Origin of the sequence: Antarcticimicrobium sp. (assembly GCF_029212575.1) — a bacterium.
Lineage (GTDB): Bacteria > Pseudomonadota > Alphaproteobacteria > Rhodobacterales > Rhodobacteraceae > Antarcticimicrobium.
On record NZ_JARGPK010000061.1, the window covers coordinates 1 to 15,805 of the forward strand.

Below are 15,805 nucleotides of genomic sequence, written 5' to 3' on the forward strand. Positions count from 1 at the left end.
GATCGTGATCGACGAGGCGCACCGCTCCGTCTATCGGAAATACCGCGCCATCTTCGAGTATTTCGACAGTTTCCTGATCGGCCTGACCGCAACCCCGAAGGACGAGATCGACCACGACACCTATTCGCTGTTCAACCTCGAACGCGGGGTGCCGACCGATGCCTATGATCTCGAAGATGCGGTGGAGGACGGCTATCTTGTGCCGCCGCGCTCGATCTCCGTCCCGTTGCGGTTCCAGCGCGATGGCATCGCATATGATCAGCTTTCCGAGGAGGAAAAAGACGAATGGGATGCCCTGGACTGGGATGAGGACGGCACCGTCCCGGACCGCGTAGAGTCGAACGACCTGAACAAATGGTTGTTCAACAAGAATACCGTGGACAAGGTTCTCGAACACCTGATGCGCAATGGGATCAAGGTGGCGGGCGGCGACCGGCTGGGCAAGACCATCATCTTTGCCAAGAACAGCAGACACGCCCAATTCATCGTTGAGCGGTTCGACGCGAACTACCCGCATCTGGCCGGGACTTTCGCCCGGTTGATCGACTACAGCGTGTCCTATGCCCAAACCCTGATCGACGAGTTCTCCGAGGCCGAAAAAGCCCCTCATATCGCCGTATCCGTCGACATGATGGACACCGGGATCGACGTGCCCGAGGTGGTCAACCTCGTGTTCTTCAAGATCGTCCGGTCCAAGACGAAGTTCTGGCAGATGGTCGGTCGGGGGACGCGGCTCTGCCCGGATCTGTTCAGCCCAGGTGAGGACAAGGAAGAGTTCCTGATCTTCGATTTCTGCCAGAACCTGGAGTTCTTCCGGGAAAACCCGGATGTCCGGGAGGCCGCCGGCACCCGCCCCATCGGCGAGCGTCTCTTCGCGACCCGCGTGGAGTTGATCGGCGATCTTCAGGAACAGCAGGACGATCACTCCGACCTTCTCGGCACCCTGAAATCCCGGCTCCGTGATGAGGTCATGGGCATGTCAGTCGACAATTTCATGGTCCGTGACAAACGCCGGGCGGTGGAGCTGTTTCAGGATGAGAAGAGCTGGGCAACGCTCGATCTCGACGCCCGCATGACGCTGAGCGAGGACATCGCGGGCCTGCCCTCCGCCTATGTCGACGATCCGCTCCCGGCAAAGCAGTTCGATCTGTTGATCCTGAACGCCCAACTGCTCCTGCTAAGGGGCGAAGCCGGGTTCACGACGCTCCAACGCCGGCTGATCACCTTCGCCAGTGCCCTTGAAGCTCTGTCAAACATCCCGACCGTTGCGAAGCAGATGCCGCTTATTCTCGAGATGCAGACAGACCCGTTCTGGGCGGATCTCACCGTCGAGATCCTCGAGGACATTCGCCGACGGTTGCGCAGCCTGGCCGACCTGATTCAGCCGAGCGAACGCAAGATCGTCATCACGAACTTCGAGGATGAAATCGGGGAAGGTGAAACCGTCGATCTTCCAGAGGTCGGCGGCGGCGTCGACAAGACCCGCTTCAAAATGAAGGTGCGTCGTTTCATTGAAACACACGCAAACCACATCGCCTTGCAAAAGATCCACCGGGGCGAACCAGTAACACGGCTGGATCTGGAGGAAATTGAAACAATGCTGATCGAGCAGGGCGTGGCAGACACGACGGCACTGAAAGAAATCGAAAGGGAGCAACCCCTGGGACGTTTTCTGAGGGGGCTTGTGGGCCTTGATCGCTCGACCGCAAAACAGGCCTTCAGCACCTTCGTGACATCCAACCGGCTCAACGCCGATCAGACCGAGTTCATCGACATGATCATCGACCACCTGACCGAAGGAGGCATGGTCGAACCAGCCCGCTTCTACGAAAGCCCTTTCTCCGATATCGATGGTCTTGGGATCGAAGGCGTGTTCAACAAGGACCAGACGTCAGAAATCATCCGGATTGTGCGCGCGATAAACGACGCTGCGGATGCTGCATGATGGGCGGTGAGTGGAGATTCGCTGCGCTCAAGACGAACGTCCGCGATGCGCAGGAAGTGGACGGTCGTCACCCGGCTCATGAAGGACAGTGCCCCAAGCCGATAACCCGCTGTAGATTCTCGTTTGATCCGGTCCAGATCCCGGGAAGAAGAGCATCGGCACCCAGCATAGCCTGCAAAGCAAAGCCCGCTCGCCTGTCTGGGGCAACACCGCGTATCAGCGTGGCACCACAAGGCTTTCCTTGCCTCCTCAAAGAAAGTGGCATTAACCTCGGTCGTGTCTATATGGCAAACAGGCGAATTAAGAAACCCTCTTGGAAGCAAAGCGCGAAAAGAAATAATGACGGTGAGTAACATTAGGTCGAAAAAGACAAAAAACCAGCTTCGAGGACTCCAAGGTAAGGACGCAAACAGCGCTACACTTAAGACATTGAATTTGTTGAGACAAGAAACCAGTCTGGAAGATGCTGGAGCTGTCGCCAACTGGCTATATGGCAGTGCACTATTCAAAGGCCTTAGCCTGCCAGTAGAGTTCCCGAAGCAACCTGCCAACTTCGACCGCTACGTATCTCTAGAAACAGCTAGCTTACAAGTTGAGATCGCGATGCTGTGCTCCCGGTTGGCTACAAACGAAGGCAAGCTCTTACAGTTCATAGAGACATACAAAGAAATTAATATTCTAATCAATGAAGAGCACCTAGGAGACGCACAATCTCTTATTGAGAGAACTGCAGAAGAATATGGGCACTCTATCCGAATACTACTCAAAGCTTCATACATCTACACACACCCTAGCGCTAATCCAAATACGGTCACAAGGTGCAAAATCTTCCTCGACTCATGCGGAATGGGGCAGAGAAACTTCGTTGCGCGAGGCGCAGTAGACATGCTCAGTGCAGACTATAACTTCCTCTCAATACGGCGAAATATCGCATCAAGGGAACGTGCTGGAAACAGAACGGCGTTTTCGAACGACATTGGTGAATGGCTGTTCTTTCCTATTCAGCGCACGCAACTGGGCTTCTCCGCTCAACTTAGAAGTCAGCGACAAGCTTCATTAATCGATGCCGCGTTCACTCTGTTTGAAAATGTTCTGAATCTGGATGGCGGCGATCGGTTTAAACTGAATGTCCGATCAATGACCGGTTTGGTGCGACTTTGTGCGGCTTGGGATGGACTGGCTTCGAAACCCACAAAAAGCCTAATGAAAAGAAGCGAAGGCTCCAAAGACAAAACCTTTCAGATATACCGAGATTCCATTGCCTGGCTTGAGATCGCCTCGATAACTCGGTTTCGAGCGCGCGTTGACGCTCTATATCGTGATCCCAAAAGTCGGAACGAACTTGAGGACGAATACTCAAGAGGGTTGAACCGGCTATACTACCGCGGTGTAAATTCTCTAAAAGAGCTGTGCGTAGACAGCTCCAACGATGCGAGTTTACAAGACTATTTCGACCCGAAATCGGAAAGTATTTTTGGGCGAACGCTTGCAGTACTCAACTTAATGCAGTCGCCATACACAGAAAAAAAACTGGATACTAGTGATCTACTCGCTTTGATGAACACCACCAGTGACATCGACACTCTCTTGGGTGAGTCAGACCTCGATATTCTCTTAGAGCATGGTGACGGCGCCCCACTTTTCCAGGTGATCATCCTTACACTGAAGTCACAACACACAGGCAGTCCAAGAGCCGCCAGTCGCCTGAGAACGGCTTTTGAAAACCTAGTGTGCGACAGTTACCACTCAGATCTCAGAGCCTTCTTCAGTGATCTAAACAAAAAGGCGACAGTAGTTGCTCAGTACCTGTTTGAACTTTGCGATGAACGGTTCCTAGAGTTACTGTATGAAGTGGTTCCAGAAGATGCTTCAGTATTGCAGATAAGAGCAGACCTTCTACTTTGGTATTCAGAAACATATGGAGAAAAGACGTATGCGGAACGCGCCCGCATCATGCAGATTGACGCGCGTATCCAACAAGTACGAGGAGCTATCGATGACACTCGCATCTATGTAGATAAGGTCCGATTCGCACATTGGATTCAAGACAACTACCTCGATGAGATCGCAGCCATTTCTAGAGAAGAAGTTAAATTGACAGATATTGCTGTTCTTGGCGGCTTTGGCGGGCAGGAGGATTCCTACCTACCGGAAGTGAGGATGGCAAAGGTTTTGCAGGCCGCTTACAAAGAGTTCTGTGAAAACACTCATTTTGGAATCGCATCGTATTTGGGCCGTCGTATTCGCCATGGAACTTTAGCGGGGGTTCTAATTTCTAAGATCGAGGAGTCAATCTCAACCGCAAAAGAAAATGATTTTTCTGAAAATTTGCAGGCTCAACGATACCTGGACACATGGCTTGAGGGCTACAAAAAGAATGTCAACAAGCTTGGGGCGGACTATTTGCAAGTCTACTCCCCAAAAGCAAAGCCGCACGGCCTATTAAATACCAATATCTGGGAAACACCGAAGGTTGATATAACTCGTGGAAGTCTGCGAGGTCTGTTCGAAGTTTTGGAATCAGATAACATTATGGACATGATAAACGGTATCATTCAGTCTTGCTGGCAGTTGATACAACTAGATCTTGTCCGCATAAGAGGTTTCCTAATATCAAGGCGTACGCACTGGGGCACGCTGGATGCTACAGAGTTCGCAAGAGCAAGCCACGCAGAGCGCAAAGCGGTTTCGGCATTCTGTGCAACCACGAACAATCTAACAGACGAGCTCTTCAAATCTGTTGTGAGTTGGTTTCATCAACCGCAAGAAATGGTTCCATCAGCACCGCTTACTTTGCTTTTTGACGCGGTCATGAAAGAAGTCCAAGAGGCCTTCCCGAATTTTGATCCAATTCTTGAGCCCCAAGGTGTAAGCGAGGTTACTCTCACCGGAGGCACCTATCATATCGTCTATGATGCATTGTATATTCTCCTTGGAAATGCCGCAAAGCATGGGAAGCAACCCATTAAGATTAGAAGGAAGCTTGAGTTTGTGCGCGATAAAGACAATCACAGGGAGCTTTTAGTGGTTGTCGCGACAGGTTGTTCTGATGCCCAAGCTACGAAAATCAAAGACAAGATGAATGAAGCGCTTTCGGGAGACAATTCTGACGCGAATAGCTTGGACCATGGCAGTGGTTTTAAGAAACTCGCCCATCTGCGAGACACCACCCGTGAACTAAAAAGGGTGGAGTACTCGATCGAAAATGGAGAATTTGGCGTGAATTTGTTCTTCGAACTTTTGGCATGAAGATGTCCGGCCGTATTCTGATAATCGAAGACGATGAATTCAAAGCGAATGATATTCAGTCGTTGCTTAAGAGGGAGCTGCCAACCTACGCCGTTCTAGTGGTTGGAGATGTGGGGAGCGGTGTCAAAGCTCTTAGGGGATCAGTCTTCGATTTAGTGATATTGGATATTGCTCTCCCGAGCCGACAGCTTAGACCGGGCGGTGGATCAACAGCTTCTCTTTTGTCGGGGGGGGTGGAGATCATTTACCGACTTGAGGAGGAAAATAGATCTGTCCCGGTTGTAATTCTGACGCAGTATCCTGACATTGAAATTGAGGGAGAGCAAGTGCCGGTCAGCAAAATGCGAAGCGTGCCTGAGAGATATTTCGATGCAAATATCGTTGCATGCATTAGGTACATGCGGGAGGATCAGGCTTCATGGACAACAACACTATCGAACGTACTTAAGGATTTGGGCTAATTTGCAACTACTGATTATTGAAGACGATGAGAAAAAGTTTGCGGCTCTTAAGGAGATTGCAGCATCTTTGCTAGGTGGCGGCAGCCTTGAGGTTGTTCGGGCATCTACGATGCGCGCTGCAACACGTGAGGTTTATCAGACCAAATATGATCTCATAATTGTCGATTTGATGTTGCCTGTGCGAGAAGGTGAACAGGAAATTGATGTTTCATCTGAGATACTGGAGGTATTGGCGAACAGTCAACTTAATAAAAATACTAGAGCAATTGCAATCACCGGATTCTTGGATCTTCTGGATGGCCGAAGCCGAGCATTTAATGAGTTGAACATCCCTATCGTTTACTATTCGCACAATGAGGATTCATGGAGCTCTGCTCTAAGCAGAAAACTCTGTGAAATTCAGAATGCGTCGGTCTTCGACTTTGTTATTGTCTGCGCTTTGGAAAAAGAACGTGAGGCCTTTCAGTATACCTCTGCTATGATAGGGGAGAAGCGCCTCATTAGGGGATTGGATTGCAGCGAAATCTCCATCGGCGGGCGCAAGGGCATGATTGTTAAGCCGCCTCGGGTGGGTGTGGTCGACTCCTCCATCACAACGACCCGCGTGATTGAATCGTTTAAGCCGCGGATCGTTTGCATGTCTGGCATATGTGCTGGGATACCTGGAGAGGTCGAAATTGGAGATATCGTGATCGCCGAAAATTGTTTTGAATACCAAGTCGGCAAATGGACAAAGAATGGTTTCGCGTTTGAGCTCTACCAGGTTCCAATACCAGAGACGGTAAGAGCACTGCTATCCCACCGTCTCTTGACGTCGGAAGTCAACGGTTCCATTAGATCAAATTTGGGCTTTCCTGAACTCTCTGGACGCTCGGTAAAGTTCGTTACACATGCAAGCGGGTCTGCTGTCGTCGCAGACAAGACAAAGCGAGACGAGATCAAAGCGCAGCACCGCAAACTTGCGTCAGTTGAGATGGAAATTTTTTCGGTCTATCGCGCGGCGAGTATTTCTATCCATGAGCCTCTTTTCTTTGCTGCAAAAGGTGTGGTCGATGATGCGGGCGTTTCTAAGGATGACAAGTATCATATCTACGGAGCGGTTACGTCTGCGCGCGTAATTGTCGAGGGTCTTGAAGTGCTCTTGACTGAGGCAATCTAAACAGCGTCCTACAGAAAAAGACTCAAACGGGCGCTTGCTATCGGTGACCCATAGCTCAATAACCGAGGGGTGCCCGGAGCTCTAAGGCTACTGAATGCATTACGGACGCACAACAATTTTGGTTCTCCTCGTTATCGTACAACGGCATTAGTAATGATCAGACTTCAGCTGGCGTCCCTCGCCGCATCATGCCAGCTAGGGATGAATGTCCTGTTGGCTTGACGCTGTCGTTCGCCGCACGGAACTCGAACGCCAGCAAAGGGCCGTTCCATGGAACTTTGCGAACCCCGCTCCTGCGCATCGCCGACGTTCGTGCCAGGTGCCGCGAAGGTCGGGAGCCAGCCCAAAGTTGCCGGTCGCTCCGGCCTATATCGGTTGGAGGCTCCGGCTGAGATGGTGGGAAACGGCCTTCCTACACCGCGGCGCTAGAAAAGCGAAAAGATGACAAGATAGAACCTTGTTTGATGTCGGGTTTTTGCATACACTATTTGTCGGGTGCTTGCAGAGGAAGGCTGAACATGCGCCGGACCAAGACATTGAAACAAAGAATCGAGACTCGCGTCACCAGAACGAAGCGGACCGATGTTTTTGTGCCACGTGACTTCGCCGATCTCAGCGGTGAGGATCAGGTTCTGCGTGCGCTTAGGTCGTTGGTGCATGAAGGGACACTGTTACGGCTTGGCTATGGTGTCTATGCTCGTGCGATGCGTTCACGCCTGTCCGGTCGTGTCATGGTCGCCAGTTCCAATGGTTTTCACAGCGCAGCGCTTCAGGCGCTTAGCAAGCTCGGTGTGCCTTGGGAGTTGAGCGACACCACCAAATCCTACAATGAAGGTCGTTCGACCCAGATCCCGGTGAATCCGACCGTCAAAGTAAAGACTCGTTTCACCAGAAAACTGTCTGATGGTCGCACGGAGCTTCGCGTTGAACGATAGACCAGAACTTAGAACCCTTCTCGAGACGCAGGAATATTTCGGCCTTCCTTCGGCTTCCTTGGTGGAAAAGGACTGGTTTATCGTACGGGCCCTCGCGGCCATCCACGATGTGCAGGTCGATGGCCTGACGTTGGCATTCGGCGGAGGGACGGCATTGGGCCGCGCCTACCGTCTGCTCGAACGCATGTCGGAAGACATTGACCTACGTATCGTAGGGGACAATGCTCGTTCACGCGGGTCCCTCAAGCGTCTGCGAGGCGAAGTGAACGAGAGGCTGAGTGCAGCAGGATTCTCGGTAGATGGGCACTATGCCGTCAAACAAAGCGACCGATACGTCCGTTACGATCTGCCCTATGAAGCCATCGCGAGTGGGGAAGGCGTCTTGCGCCCGGAAATCAAAATCGAACTCGCCGCTTTTCCGATTTGTGCCGATCCAGAGCAGTGTCCGGTTTCGTCGTTCATCGCTGAAGCCGAGGGGGCTAAACCCGAGGCAGAAAGCGTAGCCTGCGTTAGACTCATCGAAACCGCAGCAGACAAGTTTGTGGCTTTGGGACGTCGTAGTGGTTTTGCTTTCTCAGGCCTAGGTGAACTGGACCATACGCTTGTTCGTCATGTCTACGACCTGTCACGAATGGATGGCCACTATGATCTGGACGATGCTGCAACAATAGCCCTGACTACCATGATGTTAGAGGCTGCGAGCCGCGCTGACGACTATCCAGCTTACAAGGAAGATCCAAAAGCTGAAACGCTCCGAACATTCGAAGTGATGGCTAGCCATCCGGGCTTCATCGAAGAATATACGAAGCTTCTGGGCGATCTCGTCTATGGCGATAGGCCTGACTTCCCTGTAGCCTTCGATTCAGTCCAACGGTTCGCTCAACGCGTCCGCGATTCATAGGATCCACCCAGCGCACCCAGGCTTTGCACAGACCGATTTCTGCGCCTTCCTGCCGATCAGGGTGATTTGGCGACCGACTGCTTCCTGCCCGTTCCTGCCATTTGAGCATGACACAGCGAAGTTCCGGAAGTCGCCCTTCCCGCCCGCCGACCCGAGGCCCCTGCCCCGGACCGGCCTGGCGCCCCCCTCAGATCAACCCAACCCTGGGCGTGAAGTTGGCAATGATCAGCTCGGCGGCCTCGGTCGACCCACCGGCTGCAACAGAGTATTTCAGCCTCACCTCCTCCATCTCAAAGCCGGAGAAGATCTCGCGGATCTCGGGGCGGTCATTGATCGAGAGGATGAATCTGCCGCGGATCCCGGCCAGCTGCTCGGCCATGGTCTGGAACTGGCTGCGATCGAACAGCCCCTTGCCATAGTCGTTCTCGCCGCCCCAGTACGGCGGATCGAGGTAGAACAGCGTCTGGGCCCCGTCATAGCGGGCGATCAGGTCCGACCAGTCGAGGTTTTCGAAGACAACGTTTTCCAGGCGTTCATGGGCGGCCTCGAGGATCGGCTCGAGCCGGGTCAGGCTGAAGCGGGGCGGCCGGTCGGTTGCGACCCCGAACACCCCGCCGGGTTTGCCGCCAAAGGCCTGCCGCTGCAGATAGAGGAACCGGGCCGCGCGCTGCAGGTCGGTCAGGGTTGAGGGATCCACCTTGCGCAGCCGCTCGAACTCCCGGCGCGAGGCGATCTGATAGCGCATCACCTCCATCAGCTGCGGATAGTGCTGCTGCAGGATGCGGAACAGGTTGGTGATCTCGCCGTTGAAGTCATTGGCGACCTCGAGCTGCGGCTTCCAGCTGCGCCGCAGGAAGACACCGCCCATGCCGACAAAGGGCTCGGCATAGGTGGCGTGATCGACAGCGTCGATCCGCTCGATGATACGGGCGCTCAGGGCTTTCTTGCCGCCGAGCCAGGGGGCAACGGGTGCGGCCGGGCGCACCTTTGTCATTGTTGTCATGGATGATTCCAGAATATGCAGCGCCCACTCTCGCGAGAGTCGGGCGACATTTTCTGATAGGTCATGTCGGCGCAGCTACTTTCAACGGATGGCTGCGTGGGTAAGGGTGTTACAGCACCCGATCCCCCCGCCCTGCAGGCGGAAGGATCAATCGCATGGGTCGGCGCGCGTTAGCGCAGCGGCAGATCGACCAGGTTGAACTTGCCGGCCGCCAGCCGCTGCAGCACCGCGTCACTGGCCCCGAGCCGCGCGATGGCGTCGGGCACCGAGGCCCGCGCATGGGCGACCGCGCGCTCCACCAGAACATCGCGCCCTGCCCCCGGCCCGTCCTCGAACGCGGCGCGGGCGCCGCTCATCAGCGCGCTGTGCAGGGCCTCGCGGTGGCGGGCCTCGATATCGAGGCCAAAGCGCTGTTTGGCTTCGCGGGCGGCAATGCCGATCAGAATCGACAGAACCAGGCTCAGGGTGCTGATCAGCGCGGGCTGCAGCTGCACCAGAAGGTCATTCAGGGTCATGGGTCATACCTCGTTTCAGGAGTTGAGGGGGGAACGGCCGGCGGATCACGCCGCCAGCCAGGGAAAGATCCGCGCAAGAAGCGCGCGGAATGCGGAAGGTTGGAGGCGTGGCGCGGGGAGGATCGGCGGCAGCGCCAGCAGCGCCGCACGCAGCGCCACGCGGGATTGCGGGCCAAAGCGGCCATCCACCACCAGCCCGGCGCCGCGCTGGAAGGCGCGCAGATTCTCCGGGCCATGGCCCAGCAGCACCAGCTGCGCCCGATCGGTAAAGCGCTGACGCTCCGCCAGATGGGTATAGCCACCGTTGATCCGGCGGGTGATCCGGCGCAGATCGCCCGCGTCCGCCAAGTCGTTCAGCCCCCGGGTCGACCAGTACCAGAGCGGCCCCAGCCCCTCCCAGGGATCAAGGTTCGCCGCATCCGGATCCGCCTCGAAATCCGGCGCCGTGGGATCAAGGGTGCGCACCCACCGGGTGAAGGCGCGGTAGTTGCCCCGCCCGGTGATCTGGATCCCGGTGCGGCCCCGGTAGAGATAGCCGTCGCCGTCGCGCGCCGGCGTGTTGCCCAGATCGGTGCGGCTGTCATAGCGGGCCTGCGCCGGGGTCGGGCCCCAGATCTCGCGGTCATACCGGAAGGCGCCGCATTCCAGCAGCACCTGCCCCAGCAGGTAGGACAGCCGGTGCGGCCGGTTCAGCCCGCACGCCTCCCCGTGGCGGTTCAGCGCCAGCAGGAAAGAGCGCGCATTGCGCTCCTGGGCGCTGCCGGGCGCGATCGGCCCGGTGATCTGCTGCAGGGTGGCAAAGGTGAGGATGTCAGGCATGGGATAGCTCCAAAGAAAAACCCCGCACAGGACGGGGCGATTGCAGAAAATTCAGGATCAGGGGTCAGATCAGGGTTTGGGTGACGCGCCCCAGCGCCGCTCGATCAGTTCGAACAACCCGCGCGGGCCGAGGTAGCTGACCACCGCGACCACGCCGGTCGTGACGGTCGGCGGCAGACCGCCCCAGGAGGCGCCGGCCTCGGCCACCACCGCCATGGCCACCGCCGTGGGCGCCTCCCAGGCCAGATGCCAGCCGATCCACGGACGGCGCCCTGCCCGGGCCTCCTGCCCGTGCCAGATCAACCGGGCCAGGCCGGCCACGATAAGGGTGGTCACGCCACCGCCGAAAATCGCCTGCATCCAGCCGATCAGGCTGGTGGGTTGGGTGGGGTCGTGCATCCTGTTTCCTCCGGGCACAAAAAAACCCGCGCGCGGCGGGTGCCTTGATCTCAACTGTTCGGGGGCGCTCAACGCACCAGCCATTCCTCGACGCCGGCGCTCACATCCCGCATCTTGATCCAGGACGGCGCCACCGGCTGGCCTTTGAGCACCCGGCAAATCCCCAGCACGCCCACTGCATCCCATTCCGGGCGCTCCAGGCGCGGGGTATAGGGAACGTCAGGATCATACGACGGGTTCAGTACTTTGCGCTGCTGCGTGGTTCGCGCGGCGTCCGCAGGCACGGTCACGCCCTCGGGCACCGCATCGGCCGCATAGGAATGCGCAACCTCTTTCTCGATCACTTTCTCGACCTCGATCATACGAGGCGCCCGGTGCGCCCCCAGATCGTTGCCGGCCTCATCCCGCATCGGGAATTTATCGAACACCGGAACCTGAACCGTCTCGGTGATCGTGCGCTTGATCGCGGTGCCGTTCTCGACCTCGATCACCTCGCGCGCGCGGGTGGTTACCGCCACCCTCCTCTACGCCACCGCAATGGCCACCGTCGCGATGACCGGGCTGACCGTGGTCACGCTCGCCCTCGCCCTGCGCACGGCGATCCGCAACCTCTTCGCCCGGCGGTTCGACCAGGTCTTTACCGCGCCGCTGCTGGCGCTGACCGGGGCGACCGCCGCGCTGATCGCAATTCACCTCTGGGGGCTTTGACCGTGACCCACGAAAGGACCATCGCCATGACCCGACCCACCCCGCGCGACGTGCTCACAGATCCGGCGACCTACAGCGCCCTGCCCGCCCTCTTCGCCGAGGCCTGGGCCGCCCATGCCGCCGCCAGAGGCCGCGAGATCGACCCGGCCCGCCTTGGCCCCTCGGCCCACCTGATCACCCCGGCCGATGCCGCCTGCGCCCGCGCCGCCCGCATTCGGGCGCGCGTTGCCCGCCATGTCCGGCGCAAGGGCTATGACGGCCCCGCGCCGCTGATCCTGAACGACGCTGCCCTCGCCACCACTCACCCTCGAACGCGGAGCCGCTGAAACCTGCGCCCGCAAACTGGCCGGGGTGTGGGGACAGGCCCCGGCCGCTTTTTTCGACAGAGGATCACCATGAGCCACCAATTCGAAATCCGCAGCCTCGACCAGCTTTTCGCGCTGCTCGACGGCGGCAACTTCCTGCAGGAGGTGCTGGCCGCCAATACCGAGCTGCAGCGCGCCCTGCTGCACCACCGCGACGAACACGGCGGCAAGCCCAAGGGCGAACTCAAGATCGCGCTGAACTACCAGATGAACAAGCACGGCGATGTCTCGATCACCGGCACCTTCGACACCAAGGCCCCGAAGGCCCCCGCCGCCGCCGGCGTCGCCTATGTCAACCCGGACGGCCAGCTTTCGCTGCACTCGCCCATGCTGACCCAGATGCACAGCGGCGTGCGCGACGCCAGCGAGCGCCCCCGCGAAGTCCGCACCCCGGCGGCTGAGTGACCGCCATGCGCCGTATACGCGACCTGCTGAACCGCCTTTTTCCCTGCCGTGCCGAGCACGATTGGCAGTCCGGCGCGTTCATCGGAACCCACCCGGCACCGGGCGGCGGCCAACAGGTCGGATTTCTGCACGGCACCCGGTGCAGCCGCTGCGGCAAGTTCAAACCTACCTGATCTTGGAGGCACCAATGCCGAGGAAGAACGCACGACCTGCCGCCAAGAAAGCAGCCGCGAAGAGGAAAGCAAAGATCGCCGCGAAGTCATCGCCGAAACGGCGGGTCGGGATTATCGCACACCACCACCCATCAGGCACGACGCTGGCGCTTCTCGTTGCTGCGACGCTCCGCCGCTCCGACATGAACTAAACCTGAACCCACCACCATGAGAGGCAAGACCATGGAAGCAGACCACCCCACCCCCGAAAACGTCGCCCAAACCATGCGCGAGGCGATGGAACAGTTCGGCGCGACCGAGAAAATCCATCACCCCGAGCCGGACGAAATCCACTACCAGCCCGTCTTGGTCAGCGTTCCTCATGGGCGCGACATCAAGGATCTGACCAAGCATTTCCACGACGCTCTCGAATGGCTGCGCCCGGCCCGGCGCAAGGGCACCGCCAGGCTGCGCACGCTCGACAGCCTGATCGGCTGGGCCAACCGGTTCCAGGGCGAGACTAGCGTGCTCTATGCCGATCCCCGCCGCGACGCCCCCAGCCTGACCTGCATCGCCAACTATCACGGCGCAGGCCCGACCAACCTCGGCCCCGAGGGTGACAGTGCCGCCCATTGCGACCACCGGGGCACCTATGACTTCCCGCTGTCCAAGGAGTGGCAGGCCTGGATGAAGATCAGCGGCCAACCGCTTTCGAAAGATGACCTTTCCGAATTCATCGACGATCATGTCAAAGATCTGATGGACCCCACCCCGGCGCTGCTTTCGCCCGGCAAGGTCGAGACCACCGAGGATTGGGAGACCCGCAACCTTGAGATTGCGCAAAAGATCATGGGCCGGTTCGGGCAGGTGCATCAGCTCATCCACCTGAGCCGCGAATTCCAAGTCCACGAAAGCTCCGATCTGCATATCTCGACCGACCGCGACACCGGCGAAAGCACCGTACGCTTCGAGGAAAAGCACTCCGACGCCGCCGGCAAGCCGCTGCGTCTGCCCAACCTCTTCCTGATCGCGATCCCGGTGTTCGAGGCCGGCGACGTGTTTCGCCTCACGCTGCAGTTCCGCTACCGCAAGCGCGGCGGCAGCGTCCAGTTCGTCCTGTCGCTCTACGACCCCGAAACGGCGCTTGACACCGCCTTCGAAGAGGCCGTGAACAAGGCCGCCGAGGAAACCGACCTGCCGCTACTGATCGGCACGCCGGAGACCTGAGCGAACCACCCGCGCCTCTAGCCAGGGCACGGTTTCGGCGGCGCGGCCCCACTCCCTGCCGCGCCGCCGATCCAACCTAGGGACACGAAATGACCAAGGTCACTCAAATCGCTGTCAGAGAAGCCAACGCGGCCCGAATGCTCGACATACAGCGCAGTGATTTTCGCCGCCTTGTCTCGCTGGGCGCGCTGCCGCCCCCCGTCACGGTGGCCGGAGACATCGAACTCTGGCTTGTAGACGATCTTCGCGCCATCCTGACCGGGTCGGCCGCTCGCCCAAGTCAGGACTTCGAACTGTGATACGCCCGCCCAAGCCCCGGATCGCCAAGCCGCGTCTGACATGGAAATGGAACAAGAGCCGGGCGCGCTGGGATCCCTATCATCGCGTGAGCTGGATGGAGGACGGCAAACAGCGGCAGCGCGCCGTTCTGCTGAACTGGAAGGGTGATGCGCGGGAACTCGATCGCCTCTATTGGACGTGCGAGGCCGGGCGGCATGAGAGACAAAAGGTTCCAGCCAAATACACCTGGGGCGAGTTGATCATCGCCTGGCGCAAAGACCCACGCGTGCAGAACCGGCTGTCGGCCAGCACCAAGGCATCCTACCGGCGGGACATGGACCGGATCATGGAGAAAAACCGGGACAAGGACACGCGAGGCACCACGCGCCAGGCGGTGCGGGCGGCGCACGACAAGCTGGCAGCGACGCCGCGCAAGGCCGACAAGTATTTGCAGACCGTTAGCCTGCTGTGGAACTACGCGGCCGACAAGCTGGACTGGCCGCTCGGCCCCAACCCCGCGAAGGGCATCGACCATTTCGGCAAACAGCGCGAATACGAGCCGTGGCCGGACTGGATGGTCGAGAAACTGGCCGAGGCACCGCGAAATGTACGTACAGCGGCCGAGCTGATCCTCGGAACAGGGCAGCGCCCCAACGCTGCGATCGGCATGCGCCGCGACCAGTTTCGCGGCGAGTGGATGCAGGTGTTGGATGAGAAGTCCGGTGGGCTGTTTGAGACCTACTGTCCGCCCGACCTGCGCGCCTATCTCGATGCGCTGCCCAGCAAGGGCAGCCATGTACTGGCCAAGAACCTGACCCAGCCGCTGGGCTATGACGCTATCGAACGCGCCTTTCGCTCATGGCGCTCGGGCCTCGGAGACAACGCCCGGCCGTACGTGCTGCATGGTCTCCGTAAGCTGGCGATCGTCCGACTGGCCGAGGCCGGCTGCAGTGATGCGGAGATCCAGGCGGTGACAAACCAGAGCGCCGAAATGGTGGCGTATTACCGGAAACGGGCCAGCCGAAAGGCACTGTCGCGGTCAGCGCAGGAGCGGCGGCGGTAGATAGGCGCTATCGGCCCATAGCCGTCACTCCATCAGGTGTCACAATGCTGCGGTTGCAGCCCGCATAGCGGACTTTCACCGCGTGCGCAAAATGGGAAGATTGCCCTTTGACCTATTCGCTGGCCAAGCCGATGTTGGGCTCCTGACCGGTTGCGCTTGATTTACGCCCGTCTCTTCCGCAGACTGATTTTATTTAGTACCGGGATGGTGGGTATTATGC

At 58.1% G+C, this 15,805-nt stretch carries 17 protein-coding genes; 12 read left to right on the plus strand and 5 right to left on the minus strand.

Annotated features, from left to right (window positions below):
* The 6 genes from P1U75_RS14295 to P1U75_RS14320 all read left to right on the plus strand — a co-directional run.
* Nucleotides 1-1,945 (plus strand): type I restriction-modification enzyme R subunit C-terminal domain-containing protein (locus P1U75_RS14295; protein WP_300244652.1); only part of this gene is annotated, 1,945 nt, incomplete at its 5' end.
* Nucleotides 1,946-2,284: 339 nt separating this feature from the next.
* Nucleotides 2,285-5,194, plus strand: coding sequence for a hypothetical protein (locus P1U75_RS14300; RefSeq protein ID WP_300244654.1), 2,910 nt, complete (start codon nt 2,285-2,287; stop codon nt 5,192-5,194).
* The gene (locus tag P1U75_RS14305; protein WP_300244655.1) at nt 5,191-5,655 is read left to right on the plus strand and encodes a response regulator; all 465 of its coding nucleotides are present in this window, start codon (nt 5,191-5,193) and stop codon (nt 5,653-5,655) included. Before P1U75_RS14300 ends, P1U75_RS14305 begins: the two co-directional genes overlap by 4 nt.
* Nucleotide 5,656: 1 nt before the next feature.
* Nucleotides 5,657-6,814, plus strand: coding sequence for a hypothetical protein (locus P1U75_RS14310; protein WP_300244656.1), 1,158 nt, complete (start codon nt 5,657-5,659; stop codon nt 6,812-6,814).
* Nucleotides 6,815-7,332: 518 nt separating this feature from the next.
* Entirely contained in the window at nt 7,333-7,749 is a 417-nt protein-coding gene (locus tag P1U75_RS14315; protein ID WP_300244658.1) for a DUF6088 family protein, read from the plus strand.
* Nucleotides 7,739-8,650, plus strand: a complete 912-nt coding sequence (locus P1U75_RS14320; RefSeq protein ID WP_300244659.1) for a nucleotidyl transferase AbiEii/AbiGii toxin family protein — start codon at nt 7,739-7,741, stop codon at nt 8,648-8,650. The genes P1U75_RS14315 and P1U75_RS14320 overlap by 11 nt, the downstream gene beginning before the upstream one ends.
* 187 nt (nt 8,651-8,837) lie before the next feature.
* Here P1U75_RS14320 and P1U75_RS14325 read toward each other — a convergent pair whose 3' ends face one another.
* The 5 genes from P1U75_RS14325 to P1U75_RS14345 all read right to left on the minus strand — a co-directional run bounded on the left by P1U75_RS14325 (nt 8,838) and on the right by P1U75_RS14345 (nt 11,904).
* Nucleotides 8,838-9,644, minus strand: a complete 807-nt coding sequence (locus tag P1U75_RS14325) for a DNA adenine methylase (protein WP_300244771.1) — start codon at nt 9,642-9,644, stop codon at nt 8,838-8,840.
* A 179-nt stretch (nt 9,645-9,823) separates the two neighbouring features.
* Nucleotides 9,824-10,168 (minus strand): hypothetical protein, encoded by a 345-nt coding sequence (locus P1U75_RS14330; RefSeq protein WP_300244660.1) that lies wholly within the window; start codon nt 10,166-10,168, stop codon nt 9,824-9,826.
* A gap of 45 nt (nt 10,169-10,213) precedes the next feature.
* On the minus strand, nt 10,214-10,987 hold the full coding sequence (locus P1U75_RS14335; protein ID WP_300244662.1) for a glycoside hydrolase family 19 protein: 774 nt from the start codon (nt 10,985-10,987) through the stop codon (nt 10,214-10,216).
* A 69-nt stretch (nt 10,988-11,056) separates the two neighbouring features.
* On the minus strand, nt 11,057-11,386 hold the full coding sequence (locus P1U75_RS14340; protein ID WP_300244663.1) for a phage holin family protein: 330 nt from the start codon (nt 11,384-11,386) through the stop codon (nt 11,057-11,059).
* Nucleotides 11,387-11,454: 68 nt separating this feature from the next.
* A complete protein-coding gene (locus tag P1U75_RS14345; RefSeq protein ID WP_300244665.1) occupies nt 11,455-11,904 on the minus strand; it encodes a peptidase G2 autoproteolytic cleavage domain-containing protein in 450 nt (149 codons plus the stop codon).
* Here P1U75_RS14345 and P1U75_RS14350 point away from each other — a divergent pair.
* The 6 genes from P1U75_RS14350 to P1U75_RS14375 all read left to right on the plus strand — a co-directional run bounded on the left by P1U75_RS14350 (nt 11,891) and on the right by P1U75_RS14375 (nt 15,585).
* Complete coding sequence (locus P1U75_RS14350) at nt 11,891-12,094, plus strand: hypothetical protein (protein ID WP_300244666.1); 204 nt, start codon at nt 11,891-11,893, stop codon at nt 12,092-12,094. The genes P1U75_RS14345 and P1U75_RS14350 overlap by 14 nt on opposite strands.
* A 26-nt stretch (nt 12,095-12,120) precedes the next feature.
* Entirely contained in the window at nt 12,121-12,420 is a 300-nt protein-coding gene (locus P1U75_RS14355) for a hypothetical protein (protein WP_300244667.1), read from the plus strand.
* A 69-nt stretch (nt 12,421-12,489) separates the two neighbouring features.
* Nucleotides 12,490-12,864 carry a hypothetical protein gene (locus P1U75_RS14360; RefSeq protein WP_300244668.1) on the plus strand — a complete coding sequence of 125 codons (375 nt, stop codon included), beginning with the start codon at nt 12,490-12,492 and terminating at the stop codon, nt 12,862-12,864.
* A 395-nt stretch (nt 12,865-13,259) separates the two neighbouring features.
* On the plus strand, nt 13,260-14,243 hold the full coding sequence (locus tag P1U75_RS14365; protein ID WP_300244669.1) for a DUF2303 family protein: 984 nt from the start codon (nt 13,260-13,262) through the stop codon (nt 14,241-14,243).
* Nucleotides 14,244-14,332: 89 nt separating this feature from the next.
* On the plus strand, nt 14,333-14,542 hold the full coding sequence (locus P1U75_RS14370; RefSeq protein WP_300244671.1) for a hypothetical protein: 210 nt from the start codon (nt 14,333-14,335) through the stop codon (nt 14,540-14,542).
* The gene (locus P1U75_RS14375; RefSeq protein WP_300244672.1) at nt 14,539-15,585 is read left to right on the plus strand and encodes a hypothetical protein; all 1,047 of its coding nucleotides are present in this window, start codon (nt 14,539-14,541) and stop codon (nt 15,583-15,585) included. The genes P1U75_RS14370 and P1U75_RS14375 overlap by 4 nt, the downstream gene beginning before the upstream one ends.
* The last annotated feature ends 220 nt before the right edge of the window (nt 15,586-15,805 follow it).

Coding starts and splice junctions, on each gene's coding strand:
- P1U75_RS14300 (WP_300244654.1), top strand. CDS start 2,285: ATGACGGTGAGTAACATTAGGTCGAAAAAGACAAAAAACCAGCTTCGA.
- P1U75_RS14305 (WP_300244655.1), top strand. CDS start 5,191: ATGAAGATGTCCGGCCGTATTCTGATAATCGAAGACGATGAATTCAAA.
- P1U75_RS14315 (WP_300244658.1), top strand. CDS start 7,333: ATGCGCCGGACCAAGACATTGAAACAAAGAATCGAGACTCGCGTCACC.
- P1U75_RS14325 (WP_300244771.1), bottom strand. CDS start 9,644: ATGACAAAGGTGCGCCCGGCCGCACCCGTTGCCCCCTGGCTCGGCGGC.
- P1U75_RS14330 (WP_300244660.1), bottom strand. CDS start 10,168: ATGACCCTGAATGACCTTCTGGTGCAGCTGCAGCCCGCGCTGATCAGC.
- P1U75_RS14335 (WP_300244662.1), bottom strand. CDS start 10,987: ATGCCTGACATCCTCACCTTTGCCACCCTGCAGCAGATCACCGGGCCG.
- P1U75_RS14340 (WP_300244663.1), bottom strand. CDS start 11,386: ATGCACGACCCCACCCAACCCACCAGCCTGATCGGCTGGATGCAGGCG.
- P1U75_RS14355 (WP_300244667.1), top strand. CDS start 12,121: ATGACCCGACCCACCCCGCGCGACGTGCTCACAGATCCGGCGACCTAC.
- P1U75_RS14360 (WP_300244668.1), top strand. CDS start 12,490: ATGAGCCACCAATTCGAAATCCGCAGCCTCGACCAGCTTTTCGCGCTG.
- P1U75_RS14365 (WP_300244669.1), top strand. CDS start 13,260: ATGGAAGCAGACCACCCCACCCCCGAAAACGTCGCCCAAACCATGCGC.
- P1U75_RS14370 (WP_300244671.1), top strand. CDS start 14,333: ATGACCAAGGTCACTCAAATCGCTGTCAGAGAAGCCAACGCGGCCCGA.